General features: G+C 69.0%; 10 protein-coding genes. 4 read left to right on the top strand and 6 right to left on the bottom strand.

Annotated elements, in window-relative coordinates; genetic code table 11:
- Positions 1–197 precede the first annotated feature (197 nt).
- Complete coding sequence (locus BLR49_RS10255; RefSeq protein WP_092537303.1) at positions 198–2651, top strand: prolyl oligopeptidase family serine peptidase; 2454 nt, start codon at positions 198–200, stop codon at positions 2649–2651.
- Between the two features lie 571 nt (positions 2652–3222).
- Here BLR49_RS10255 and BLR49_RS13310 read toward each other — a convergent pair.
- Positions 3223–3375 (bottom strand): hypothetical protein, encoded by a 153-nt coding sequence (locus BLR49_RS13310; RefSeq protein WP_176765849.1) that lies wholly within the window; start codon positions 3373–3375, stop codon positions 3223–3225.
- A gap of 383 nt (positions 3376–3758) precedes the next feature.
- Here BLR49_RS13310 and BLR49_RS13080 point away from each other — a divergent pair, with 383 nt between their 5' ends.
- The gene (locus tag BLR49_RS13080) at positions 3759–4064 is read left to right on the top strand and encodes a hypothetical protein (protein WP_143008890.1); all 306 of its coding nucleotides are present in this window, start codon (positions 3759–3761) and stop codon (positions 4062–4064) included.
- A gap of 39 nt (positions 4065–4103) precedes the next feature.
- Here the strand turns inward: BLR49_RS13080 and BLR49_RS10250 are convergent, their stop codons facing one another.
- Positions 4104–5612, bottom strand: a complete 1509-nt coding sequence (locus BLR49_RS10250; protein WP_092537301.1) for a C2 family cysteine protease — start codon at positions 5610–5612, stop codon at positions 4104–4106.
- 81 nt (positions 5613–5693) lie between these two features.
- On the bottom strand, positions 5694–6068 hold the full coding sequence (locus tag BLR49_RS10245; protein ID WP_092537299.1) for a hypothetical protein: 375 nt from the start codon (positions 6066–6068) through the stop codon (positions 5694–5696).
- Positions 6069–6516: 448 nt separating this feature from the next.
- Between BLR49_RS10245 and BLR49_RS10240 the strand changes: the two genes are divergently transcribed.
- The gene (locus BLR49_RS10240; RefSeq protein ID WP_092537297.1) at positions 6517–7635 is read left to right on the top strand and encodes a Gfo/Idh/MocA family oxidoreductase; all 1119 of its coding nucleotides are present in this window, start codon (positions 6517–6519) and stop codon (positions 7633–7635) included.
- Between the two features lie 22 nt (positions 7636–7657).
- Complete coding sequence (locus BLR49_RS10235; protein ID WP_092537295.1) at positions 7658–10024, top strand: prolyl oligopeptidase family serine peptidase; 2367 nt, start codon at positions 7658–7660, stop codon at positions 10022–10024.
- Positions 10025–10140: 116 nt separating this feature from the next.
- On the opposite strand, the gene BLR49_RS10230 is transcribed toward BLR49_RS10235, so the two are convergent.
- The 3 genes from BLR49_RS10230 to BLR49_RS10220 all read right to left on the bottom strand — a co-directional run.
- Positions 10141–11643: a DHA2 family efflux MFS transporter permease subunit gene (locus BLR49_RS10230; protein WP_092537294.1), complete on the bottom strand. Its 1503-nt coding sequence runs from the start codon at positions 11641–11643 to the stop codon at positions 10141–10143.
- 135 nt (positions 11644–11778) lie between these two features.
- Positions 11779–12444, bottom strand: coding sequence for a sugar O-acetyltransferase (locus BLR49_RS10225; protein ID WP_176765848.1), 666 nt, complete (start codon positions 12442–12444; stop codon positions 11779–11781).
- Positions 12445–12719: 275 nt separating this feature from the next.
- Positions 12720–12989: transposase (locus BLR49_RS10220; RefSeq protein ID WP_176765847.1), on the bottom strand; the 270-nt coding region annotated here is incomplete at its 5' end.

The following is a 12989-nucleotide window of genomic DNA, read 5'->3' as shown; positions in this document are numbered from 1 at the left end:
TGCGGACGGCTTGGGCGCCTTCGGCGCACGCTGAGCGAAACATTGTCGCAGATGGTCATAAACGCGCCCGCTGGCTTTGAAGGCGCTTCACAGAACGTTGGAATCATGCGGCCGCCGATTCCGGATGGGCGGGCGAATCCGTTGTTTGTGACCGTTTGCGGCAATGAGGCCATCTCGGAGTGTGCTGCAATAGCCGGGTGGACCGCACCGACGCCGCCCCTCCCTCCCTGCCGCCAGTGCCGGCCTGGCTGGACGAGCCCGCCGGCGAGCGCGCCCTGGCCTGGGCGGCGGCGCGCACGGACGAGACGATGGCGACCTTCACCGCCGACGTCGACTACCTGCGCCTGACCGCGGCGCTCCAGGAGATCCTGGAGGCGCCCGACCGGCTGCCAGCTGTCACCGAGGCGGCCGGCATGGTCTACAACTTCTGGACCGATGCCGCCCACCCGCGCGGGGTATGGCGGCGCACCAGCTGGGAGTCCTACGCATCCGGAGCCCCCTCGAGTCCACCGCGTCCCGACGACGGCTCCGCCACCGAGTGGGAGGTGCTGCTCGACCTGGACACCGAGCGCCGCAGGCGCGGTCGCGACCTGGCCTGGGCGGGGGCGCAGGTACTGCAGACCGGCCCACTGGCCGGGCGCCGCGCCCTGGTGTCCCTGTCCGAGGGCGGGTCGGACGCCACCGTCACCGAGGAGTTCGACCTGGAGGCAAGGCGTTTCCTGCCCGCCGCCGAGGGCGGCTTCCACAAGCCGCTGTCCAAGGGCACGCTCACCTGGGGCGCGGACGGGGAGAGCTGCCTGCTCGCCGCCGACTTCGGCGCGGGCTCGCTGTCCCCGGCGGGTATGCCCCGGCAGGCGCGCCGCCTGCGCCGCGGCCGGGCTGCGGCCGACGCCGAGGTGCTGATCACCGGCGCCCCGGACGCCGTTGTCACCCGGGCGAACTGCGATGCCTGGGGCCGCACCTGGCTGATGAGCATGCGCGGCCTGGGCGACACCCGGATCTGGTGGCTGCCCGACGACGCCGTCGTGCCCGTCGGTGAGGAGGCCGCCCGGCGGGCGCTGAGTGCCGACTGCGAGGCTGTGCCCGCGGCGGCGGTCGCCCTGGACGTGCCGGCGTCGGCGTCGACGGGGGTGGGACGGGACTGGCTGACGATCCAGCTGCGCGAACCCTGGGAGGCGGCGGGGCACCGCCATGGGCCGGGCACGCTGCTGGCGGCGCCGCTGCAGGAGTGGCTGCAAGGGCGGCGCGACGGTCTGGAGGTGCTGTTCACCCCGACGCCGTCCTCCTTCCTGTCCGGCGCCGCCTGGACCGCGGGCCACCTGGTACTGACGGTGCTAGACGACGCCGTCGCCCGCCTGGAGGTCTGCACACCGCCCTCGCAGCGGGAGTGGGATGCGGGCGGACACGCCTGGCGCCACCACTGGATCGACCTGACGGGCGCCGCCTATCGCCCGAGTGACGCCGATGCCGCCGCGGCCCCGGATCCCACCGAGCTGCGGCCGGGGCGGCCCCTGCTGGAGGTGAGCGCGCAGGCGGTGCGGCCGCGGGACACCGACTACCTGTTCATCTCCGCCTCGGGGTGGACCACCCCGCCCACGCTCACCCTGGCCCGCCTCACCGAGGAGGGGGAGGTGACGGGCATGTCGGTGCTGCGCCAGGCGCCGGCGCGTTACGACGCCCGTGGCGTGCGGGTCAGCCAGCACGTGGCGGTCAGCGCCGACGGCACCCGCGTGCCCTACTTCCAGATCGGCCGGCCCCGCGCCAAGGAAGACGACGGCGACTTAACGGCGGCTCCCACAGCTGGTACCGCTGCGGGAACCTCCACGACGGAAGGACAGGTTCCCGGTCCGACGCTGCTGTACGGCTACGGCGCCTTCGGCACCAGCCAGACCCCCTGCTATCAGCCTTTGACCGGCAGGGCGTGGCTGGAGCGGGGCGGCACCTACGTCGTCGCCTGCATCCGGGGCGGCGGTGAGTACGGGCCCGGCTGGCACCTGGCCGGCACCGGCCGGGGCCGCCACCGGGTGGTGGAGGACTTCGCGGCGGTGGCGCGCTCACTGATTGACCGCGCAGTGACCGCGCCCGCGCAGCTGGTGGTGCACGGCGGCAGCGCCGGCGGGCTGTTGGTGGGTGAGATGCTTACCTGCCACCCCGAGCTGATCGGCGGGGCGATCGCGGAGGCGCCGGTGCTGGACCTGGAGCGGTACACGCGCCTGCTGGCCGGAGCGATGTGGCGCTCCGAGTTCGGGGACCCGGACGATCCCGGCGACTGGGAGACGATGCGCCCCCTGTCCCCCTTCCACGCCCTGAGGCCCGAGGCCGAGTATCCGCCGCTGCTGCTGCTCGCCTCCACCGCCGACGACCGCGTACACCCGGCGCACGCCCGCACCATGGCCTACCGCATGCGTGAGCTGGGGCTGGAGGTCGGCTATGTGGAGCAGACCGAGGGCGGGCATACGGGGACGGCGGTGCCCGCCCAGCGCGCGGCAACGAGCGCCCTCATCCACACCTTCGCCTGGCGGGCGGCCACCGGTGGGCACGTATTCGGGCGCCCGGGGTCTCAAAAAGCAGGCGCCGAGCGCAGCAACAGCACGGGCGCCGCCCACTCTCACTCCGCCATCGACGTGCATCTCTCGTTGAGTCACAGATAGAGTACGCCTTGCAAGGCAAGTTGAACTCAACACGTCAGGGAAGGTGCACGGTGCCCAAGAAGCGCGTCCTTCTAGGTGCGCTGGCACTGTTACTGGTAGCCGCCGCACTGACGGGTGGGTGGATCTGGTGGACCAGACCCGCACTGCGATCCGTACCCTTGCCAGAGGGGTCTCAGCCGGATCAGGTTATGATCCAGGGCGGTTCGGCTCCAGCAGTATTCACTACTGCTGGTACGGTTACCTCGGCTGGGTTGCGTTCCGAGTGGCATGAATGGGTTGCGCGCTTACGTTGGACGGATTTGGAGCGCGTTGAACACATCTACGAGCTGCGACTCGGGGAGTCGATTGACGTGGAGGGCTTGGGGCGCATGACACTAGTGCAGGTGGACCCAGCCCCGCTTATTGATACAAACAGACTGACCTGGGTACCTGGAATTGAGGGGAAACTTGGCGGCGGGAGCAGGATTTACTTCGTGCTTGAATTTGAAGACGGCGTCAGAGAATGTAGCCCCCAGGAAGAAGTCGATTGCCCGCGCCCCTAGGCCGTTCAACTCGATTATCTGCACGACATCTAGCCTTCCTCGCTCTTCTCTATAATCGTGCTGTCGAAGTACTTCTCGTAGTCCTCGCGGGAGATTCGTATATATCCATCTCCCAGGCCTCCGGGTGGTGGGGAGTAGTCGTCGGCAGCGTCATTGTGCGCCCACGGGTTATATAGCGTCACGGTTTCGTCGTCGATGGCGGTTACCACTCACATGACCACTTGGCACGGCGAGCATGTTCGAACGACCGCGGTCGGCACGCAACCGCTTTTGCCGGAAGGCTGTTGCTAGACGGAGAGCGCGAGAGACGCAACAGGATGCGCTACCATGAAGACATCAGATCTGACTGGAAACAACCCGGAGGCACCCCATGACAAGAAGGCCCACGATACCCAAGAAGCGCGTACTTATAGCTGTGGCAACACTGTTACTGGTAGCCGTGGCACTGACGGGCGGGTGGATCTGGTGGACCAGGCCCGCACTGCGATCTGCGCCCTTGCCAGAGGGGTCTCAGCCGGATCAGGTGAGGGCACAGGGGGGCTCGACTCCAGATATACTGACAACTGTGGGCGCGGTTTCTTCGGCCGGGCTACGTTCTGAGGATCATGAGTGGATTGCGCGCCTGCGCTGGACGGATTTGGAGCGCTTCGAGCACATCTATGAACTGCGACTTGGGGAACCGGTAGATATCGAGGGTCTAGGGGTTGTAACCTTGGTTGGCGTTGACCCTGCTCCGCTTATTGATCCGAACAAGTTTACTTGGCTTCCAGGCATTGAAGAGAAAGTTGGTGTCGGCGAATGGATTTACTTCGTGATCCAATTTGAAGACGGCGTGAGATACTGTGGCCGCACGGAAGACTACTGTCCGTAAGCTGCGCCTAGCTCCGCGAGGACAGTTAGCTGATTTCCATCAGTCACCCTCCTCTATGGTTGTTTTACCGAAAAACTTCTCATAGTCCGCACGGGAGATTTGTATGTAACCATCCTTGAGATCCCCGGATGGCGTGGAATAGTCTCCGGCGGTGTCGTTACGGCCCCAAGGGTTATATAGTGTCACAGTTTCATCATCGATGGCGACGACGGTGTAGGCGTGTGCGGACGTACGCCCTTGCCCCCTATAGTCTCCGCCGACGATTCGGTACTGACCTTCCTCGTCCGGCTCTGTGCCCGGGGTGACGCCTTGCTTCCAGCTTCGCTTCCCCTCGCCCACGGTGACGCCCTCATTTTCATCATCGGAGCGGATGACGCCATCGTCATTCGTGTCAGCCATGGCGGTAACCTGATCGCCGTCGTCGAAGTTGCCGCTTCCAGTGCTGGCGACCACAGGCTTGCCAGCTTCAACGGCCTGCTCAATAGTCCGCCACTCGTCATCGGTATACTCGTGTTGCTGCTGTGGAAGTACACCCCATTTCCATCCGATGGTGTCTACGACTTGCGAGTCATTGCCGGAGATGTGCTTAATCACCTCACTAGGTTGACCGCCGTCCCTGATCGCCTCATCCCCGAAGTGCTTGCCGTAGGCGCGCTCGTACACCGCGATGAGGTCGGTCTGCCCGTTCCCGTAGGTGTAGACGTCGGTGACTTCGACTTCCACCTTCTCGCCGTCATCGTAGAGCGTAACGATGAACGCCTGCTTGGACTCATCCCATCTGACGTTCTCGCGCAGGACCTGCTTGCCCTCGTCGGTCCATGAATAGGCCTGAAGCGTAGCCATCAGATAGCAGTCACCTAACTCGCCTTGGCTGACATCGTCCCAATCCTCGCCGCCATCCAACTGGCGCTTAATCCGCTCTATATCGGCGTCACTCAGTTCCTGCTTATACGGGGTCTTGTTTTCGGCGTCGGTTTTGCCCTTGCCGCCCTGCGCCTGCGCCCCGGCGCCCTGGACCGAAGCCCCTGCAGCCGATGCCGTGTTCAACGCCGCTGCGGTATGGGTGGCGGTGAGGTTAACCTCGGCGAGTATGCCCGCCCAGGCCTGGGCGATGGCGGGTACGACCGCGGCGGCCACGATCGCGGCCGCCGGGGTCCCCAGGGCGGCCAGCAAGGACCGGCCGGCGAACTCCCGCAGCTCGTCAGCCGCCGCGATCGCGGAGTCGAGGACGCGGGCGTAGGCCTCCAGCGGACCCACGCCAGCCTCAAGGTCCTGCGCGTTCCGCTCCAGCGCACCGGTCAGCTCCCGAGCACCACGCCTGAAGGCATCGGCCGTAACCCCCTGGAAGGACGGCGCGGCACCACGGGCGTAGTCAGCCAGGTCCGCCGCATCCCAGAACCTGCGGGCCGTCTGCTTCCAGTCGGTGGCAACGGCACGAACCGCCGCCGGATCGCCCGGCACCTGCCCCACCAGGATGCTGCCGATTCCCATAGCGGCGGCGGTCGAGACCGGCCCGGTGGCCGGTGAGGACATGGACAAGGGACTCATGGGGCAAGGCTCCTTCAACAAACTGGGACGCGCTCGGCAGGGCAGGCGCGCACGGCCGCGCGCTGCAAGGGGGCTTAGGGCTCAGTGGGTCAGGCCGTGGTAGCTGACCACGCGCCCGGTGTCACGATCGACCACGATGCCGTTGGAGCGACCGTGACCGAACCGGTGCGAGGACTCGCCAAGGGCTCGTGCGCCGTCGGCGGCCTCCTCATCGGTGCTCGCGAAGTCCCGCTGAGCCGCCATCAGCCCGTCGGCCAGCTCCACCGCCCGCGAGGCATCCCGGGCCGCCCGGTCCTCGAAGTGGTAGGCGAACCGCGCCGCCGCACACGCCAACACCGGCACACCGAAGGCACCCTCACCACCGGTGTTCACGTAAACCCGCCCCAACGAGTGCTCACACTCCTCCAGAAACCCCCGCACACGGCCCAGCTCCTCAGGAACAACCTGCAACACCACTGCCCACCTCCTGTTACGCCGACATGGGAGGGCACTGCCAGCAGCGCGTCCCAGTCGAGCCGATTGGTCTCGATACGGTCGCAGGTTAGCATCACGGCGCCTCAATACACCCCCGATCTGCGCAGTGACGACCACAAGAACACGTGCGCCCGTCCCCACGAGCCTCAGACGTCCCCAGCACCGCGCGCAGTCCAGCCCAGTGCTCGCCAGAACTCGGGCGCCCGAGGCGGACGCCGAACCTTCACGCCGGACGACGGAGGGCGGCGTGTGGGACGGCAGTCGGCCTTATCGCCGATCCGGGCGGAAGGCCCCCGCTCCGCCCTGACGCAGCCGCCAACGCGCCGCCTACCGTCGCCTTATACGCGGCGGCGGCAACGAGGTCGCCGCGAGCAGCCAATCGCAATCGGCAAACCGCAGCCGCACTGCACAAACACTTCCGGAGGTCACCGTGTCCGAGGAATCCACCCGCAAGCCCGACCCAGCCCCCACCCACAAGCTCGCCGTCATCGGCTACGGCACCCAGGGCGTCTACCACACCCGCAACCTGCGGGCGCTGGACGACGTCGCCATTGACGTCGTCGGCATCTACGACACCGACCCGCGCGCCAACGAGGACGCCGCCGCCGACGGCCTGCACGTCTACGCCTCCGCAGCCGACATCCTGGCCGATGATGACATCGATATCGTCTTCATCTGCACCCCCAACGACTCCCACCACGACTACGCCATCTCCGCCCTGCGCGCCGGCAAGCACGTGCTGTGCGAGAAGCCCGCCATGATGAACTCCGCCGAGATGCGCGAGGTCGCCGCCGTCGCCGAGCAGACGCGCCGGATGTTCATGGTGCACCAGAACCGCCGCTGGGACCCCGACTTCAACGTCATCAAGAAGGTCTACGACGAGCAGCTCATCGGCGCCCCCACCTACCTGGTCCAGCGCATCCACGGCTCGCGCGGCATCCCCGGCGACTGGCGGCAGCTGCCCGAACACGGCGGCGGCATGATCCTGGACTGGGGCGTGCATACCGTGGACCGCCTGCTGACCATGGTCGACTCCCCCGTGGTGGACGTCTACGGCGAGCTGTCCTTCGCACTCGGTCACCAGGTCGACGACGGCTTCCGCGCCCACCTGACCTTCGCCAACGGCTTCCACGCGATGGTGGACGTGTCCACCACCTCCTTCCTGCCGGAGGCCAAGTTCTGGATGCAGTCCGCGCAGGGCACCGTGGTCATCGAGGACTGGGAGATGAACGGCCGCATGGTGCGCCGCACCGGCGCCGAGGAGGACGACGCCACCCCCGTGCAGGCGGGCGTGGGCCTGACCAAGACGATGGCACCGCGCATCCTGGACTACAAGACCCTGGCCACCACCACCCCGCCGGTGGAGGTGCTGCCGCTGCCCGAGGTGGACGTGGATGTCATGGACTTCTACCGCAATGCCCGCGACGTGGTCGACGGCGTCGCCGCGCCGGTCATCACCAATGAGTCGGTGATTCGCTGCCTGACGGTCCTGGAGGCGGTTGTCGCCTCGGCCCGCACGCACGAGGTGGTCCACCCCGAGCAGGCCTGACCGGCTCGCCCGCCGCCCTCCCGTGGACAGCTCCGCAAGGTCCGGCGCCGCGAGCGCGCCCCCGCCCGCCGACGGCGTCGTCGGGTCTCCACCCGACGACGCCGTCGCCCCCGCCTGGCTCGACGAGCTCCACGGGGAGCGGGCCCGCGCCTGGGTCGCCGACCGCAACGAGAGCGCCACCCGCGAGTACGCCTCCTCCCCCGCATTCGAGCACCTGGTCGACGACATCCAGACTGTGCTCGACTGCCCGGACCGCATCCCCGCCGTCGCCGACCGCGCCGGCATGCTCTACAACTTCTGGACCGATGCCGCGCACCCGCGGGGCCTGTGGCGCCGCACCAGCTGGGAGTCATATGCGGCGGGAGCCCCGTCCCGAGCCGACCGCGCCCCCGAGCCCACCCAGTGGGAGACCCTGCTCGACCTCGACGCCCTGAATGCGGCCGGCGCCCGGCCGACGGCGCTCGCCTGCGCCGGCGGCGCCGAGCTGGTGTGGGGCGGGGCGCAGGTGCTCACCACCGGCCCGCGCGCCGGCCGCCGCGCCCTGGTCACGCTGTCCCCGGGCGGCGGTGACGCAAGCCTCACCGTGGAGTACGACCTGCATTCGCGCAGCTTCATCTCCCCGGACGACGGCGGCCTGTTCCGCCCGCTGTCCAAGGGATCGATGACCTGGGGCGACGACGCGGGCGAGGCCGCCATAGTCTCCGCCGACTTCGGCCCCGACACCCTGTCGGGGGCGGGCTACCCGCGTCAGGTGCGGCGTCTACGGCGCGGGCAGTCCTTGGATGAGGCGGAGGTGCTGGTGACCGCGGGGAGCGGCGCCGTCGCCGCCTTCACCTCTCGCGACCCCTGGGGCCGGACCTGGCTGACCACCATGCCGAGCTTCCAGCACACGCATATCTGGCTCCTGCCCGACGACGCCGGCTGCCCGTCCGGAGCCGCGGCCGCCCGCGCCGCGCTGGAGGGCCGGGCGCGCCCCGGCACGGTTGCCACCCCCACCGGTGACGTCGTCCCGGCGGGAGCGATCCGGCTGGAGGTTCCGGAGAACTGCCTGGCCGGCGTCGGGCGGGAGTGGCTGACCATTCAGCTGCGCAGCCCCTGGGAGGTCGGCGGCAGCACCCACCCGGCCGGCGCCATGCTCGGCGCGAAACTGGCCGACTACCTGGCCGGGGAGCGGAGGCTGGAGGTCCTGTTCACGCCCACCGCCTCATCGACGCTCCTGTCGGCCGCCTGGACTGCAAACCATCTCGTGCTCACCGTGCTCGACGACGTCGCCGACCGCCTGGAGGTGTGCACGCCGCCCACGCACGGGCGGGACGGGGCCTCCGAAGAGACGGGGACCGCCCCGGACGAGTGGTCGCATCACTGGATCGACTTGACCGGAGCCTCCGACCTGCCCGGCTGCCCGAACGGCGATGAGACCGCGCTGCGTCCCGGGCGGGCGCTGCTGTCGGTGTCCGCGACGCCGCTGCGCCCGACCGACTCCGACTACCTGTGGATCTCGGCGTCGGGGTGGACCACGCCCTCGACCCTGACGGTCGCCCGGCTGATGCCGTCCGGGGAGCTGACGGGCATGGCGGTGGTGCGGCAGGCGCCCGCCCGCTTCGACGCACGCGGCATCACCGTCACCCAGCACGTGGCCACCAGCGCCGACGGCACCCGCGTGCCCTACTTCCAGATCGGCCGGCCCACTTCTGCGCCGACGCCGACGCTCGTGCACGCCTACGGGGCCTTCGGCGAGTCGCTCACGCCCGGGTACGAGCCCGTCACCGGGAAGGCGTGGCTGGAGCGGGGTGGCACCTATGTGGTGGCGAATACGCGTGGCGGCGGCGAGTACGGGCCCGCCTGGCACCTGGCGGGCACCGGCGCCGGCCGACGGCGGGTGGTCGAGGACCTGGTGGCGGTGCTGGACTCGCTGGTGGCGCGCGGCGTCGCCGCCCCGAAGACGATCGCGCTATACGGCTCCTCAGCTGGGGGCCTGCTCGCCGGGGAGGTGCTGGCCCGGCACCCGGAGCGGATCGGGGCGGCCGTGCTGGAGGTGCCGCTGACGGATATGCGCCGCTACACGCAGCTGTCGGCCGGGGCGGCGTGGACCTCGGAGTTCGGCGATCCGGACGACCCCGAGCAGTGGGCCTGGCCGCGCGAGCACTCACCGCTGCATCTGCTCGAGGCGGGGCGTGACTATCCGCCGGTGCTGCTGCTGACTTCGGCCGCGGACGACCGCGTGCACCCGGCGCACGCCCGCTCCCTGGCCTATCGGCTGGACCGGCTGGGGCAGAACGTCACCTACTTCGAGACCGCCGCGGGCGGGCACTCACGCGCGGCCACCCACGCGCAGCGGGCATTCGTCAGCGCCCTGCTCCATGTCTTCGCCCATCGCCACACCGCATAGGCACTCGCCGCCGCTCCCCTCCCACCGAGGCGGACGCTAGTTGCGCCGAAAGCGCCGGTAACACGTCGAGACCGGCACGAATGACATGCCGGTCTCGACGGTTGGGAGGGTCACGCTCAGGAAACGTCGGGGATGGTGGCGCGTTCGCGACGCATGGGCAGGCGGAAGGACATGAACAGGGCCAGCGCCATGGAGATCGTCGGCATCCAGAAGGCTCGTCCAAAGGCTCCCGCCGCCTGGGCCAGGCCGGTCGTCAGCTCCGCCCCGCTCAGCTCGCCGGCCACCGCCGCCGCACCAGAGTCGGTCGCGGCCAGGAACAGGGCGAGCAGCACGGAGACAATCGCGATGCCGACGGCGCCGAAGACCTGCTGACCAATGTTGAACAGAGTGGTGGCGTTGCCGACCTCCTCGCGGTCGACCGCCTGCAGGGCCGCCGTCGACACCGGCATCATGGTGCCGCCGATTCCCAGCCCCTGCACCATGAGGACGGCGCCCAGCCACCACAGGCTCGTGTCGGCACCCACCTGGGTCAGCGCGAGCACGGAGGCGAACATGGCGGTCATGCCGAAGGGCACCACCCGTCCGGCAGGCAGCCGGTCGACCAGGTTGGAGGCAATGGGCATGGAGATCAGCGCGCCCAGGCCGGTCGGGGCGATGAAGAAGCCGGCGGCCATGGCGCCCAGGCCGCGCACCTGCTGGAAGTAGGCCGGCAGCAGCAACAGGTCGGCGGTGAAGGCGGCCTGGAAGAACACAGCCAGCAGGATGGCATTGCGGTAGCCGCGCAGACGCAGGATCGTCAGGTCCAGCAGCGGGTGCTCGGCCCGCAGGCTGCGACGCACGAAGGCCGTCACCATCACCAGACCGAGTACGAGCGGCGCCCACACCATCGGCGCGGTGAGCGACGCCCCGCTGCCGGCGTTGGAGATCCCCCAGAGAGTCAGGGCCAGGCCCGGCGACATGAGTACCACGCCGGGGACGTCCAGGCGCACGGTGCCGCGGTCGTCGTCGCGCGGGAGCAGGAACAGCCCGAGCCCGGCAGCCGCCAGCCCGAAGGGCAGGTTGATGAGGAACACCCAGTGCCAGGAGGCGACCTCCACCAGCCAGCCGCCCAGAATCGGTCCCATGACCGGGGCGATCAGCATGGGGACGCCCATGAGGCTCATCATGCGGCCTAGGTTGTTCGGCCCGGCCGCACGGGCGACCAGGGTGGTGCCCACCGGCATGATGCAGCCGCCGCACAGGCCCTGCACCACGCGCATGAAGATCAGGAACCCGAGGCTCGGGGAGAGGGCGCACAGCACGGAGGCGATGGTGAACAGGGTGATGGAGCCGATGTACATCCAGCGGGCGCCGATGCGCTTGAGCCCCCAGTCGGTCAGCGGAATGATTGCCGCCACCGCGAGCGCGTAGCCGGTGACGGTCCAGGAGACGGCCGAGTACGCGGGCAGGGTGCCGTCGGGTGCGGCGAAGTGGCGCTGCAGCGCGGGGATGGCGACGTTGATGATGGTGCCGTCCAGGACCGACATGAATGAGCCGATCATGACGACGGCGGCCACCCGGTAGGGGCCGGGCGCCTTCCGGGCGGGGGTCGGAATGGAGGTGCGGGAGTCCGCAGTCATTGGGGGTGCTTTCTATTAGGAGGGTTTGATGCGGCGCCTTGAGCGTGCACGGGGCGGCGCACCGAAGGGGTACAGCCGATGTGCATTGAGGGACGGTACGCCGGGCGGGCCGATGTGGGCGGACCGTCCCGGCAGTCAATGGCCGTCCGCCCCTGCGGGGCGCTGCTCGGAGCCGAGGCGCCCATAGACGGCGGAGGTCGGGCTGTGCACCGAGTCGGCCTCGGTGATCTCGCGTACGGGGCGGGCCGGAACGCCGAAGGCGAGCCAGCCGGCCGGCACGTCGTGGGTGACCAGGCTGCCGGCGCCGATGACGGCGTCGTGCCCGATGGTGACGCCCGGCATGACGGTCACATTGGCGCCGAGCCAGACGCGATCCTCGATGACGACGGGATCGCCGTATTCGGCGCCGCCGGTGTGGCCGTCGGGGTAGGTCAGGTGCTGGCGCTCGGCGGCGAGCAGGGGGTGCGTGCCGGCGGCGATGGTGACACCCGGCGCGACTTGGACGTCGTCGCCGATGGTCACGGGGACGTCGTCCAGCAGCGTGAAGTTGAGGTTGGCGAAGAAGCGCGCCCCGATGCGGGTGTGGAAGCCGCAGTTGACGTACAGCGGGCCGCGCACGTGAAAGCCCTCGCCGATCTCGGCGAAGATCTGCGGGATGAGCTCATCGCGCTCGGGATCGAGGTCATTGAGGGCGTTGTAGCGGCGGCACAGGTCGTGGGCGCGGGCCTTGAGGGAGCGGTAGGGCGGCCAGGCGGTGTCGAACAGGAGCCCGGCGCGGGCGCGCGCGTCCTGATCCTCCATGGCACACCTCCTTACGTAGCAGCCGCGCATGTCGCCGATGTGTCTGCGCGTTCGAGTGCGGATGCGTCGATGCCTCCGCGCTATCCCTGCGTTGTGAACGCTACCGGATAGCGCCGGCGGTTTGGGGCAGCGCGCGAATGGCTTCCGTGCGCCTTGAACAGAAGCCGTCCCCGCTGCCACGCGTGACTGAGCCTGAAGGCAGGCTCTCCCGCTCCGCCCCCAGAGGAGGCGTGTCCATCCGTAGGGTCAAGTCTCTTGGTGTGGTGTAGATCTGGTTATGCGGTGATGGCCATGATGGGGTGGGTGGTTTCGGCTTGTTCGTGGAGGATCCGTGTGAGGCGGCGTAGTGAGGTTTCGGATAGGTAGCGGCGTTCGCCGTACTGCCATTCCTCGTGCTGCTCTTGTAGGACCGCACCGACCAGTCTGGTGACGGAGTCCCGGTCGGGGAAGACCTGGACCACGTCCGTGCGGCGCTTGATCTCACGGTTGAGCCGTTCAATGGGGTTGCCCGTCCAGATCTTTTGCCAGTGCTCCCTGGGGAAGGC

It is taken from the genome of Actinomyces ruminicola (assembly GCF_900103885.1).
GTDB classification, from domain to species: domain Bacteria; phylum Actinomycetota; class Actinomycetes; order Actinomycetales; family Actinomycetaceae; genus Actinomyces; species Actinomyces ruminicola.
The sequence above is the reverse complement of the archived record's forward strand: the minus strand, read 5'-3'. Positions and strand labels throughout refer to the sequence as shown.

Excerpts from the sequence above, each read along its gene's own strand:
- BLR49_RS10250 (WP_092537301.1), bottom strand. The coding sequence starts at position 5,612 with ATGAGTCCCTTGTCCATGTCCTCACCGGCCACCGGGCCGGTCTCGACC.
- BLR49_RS10230 (WP_092537294.1), bottom strand. The coding sequence starts at position 11,643 with ATGACTGCGGACTCCCGCACCTCCATTCCGACCCCCGCCCGGAAGGCG.
- BLR49_RS10225 (WP_176765848.1), bottom strand. The coding sequence starts at position 12,444 with ATGGAGGATCAGGACGCGCGCGCCCGCGCCGGGCTCCTGTTCGACACC.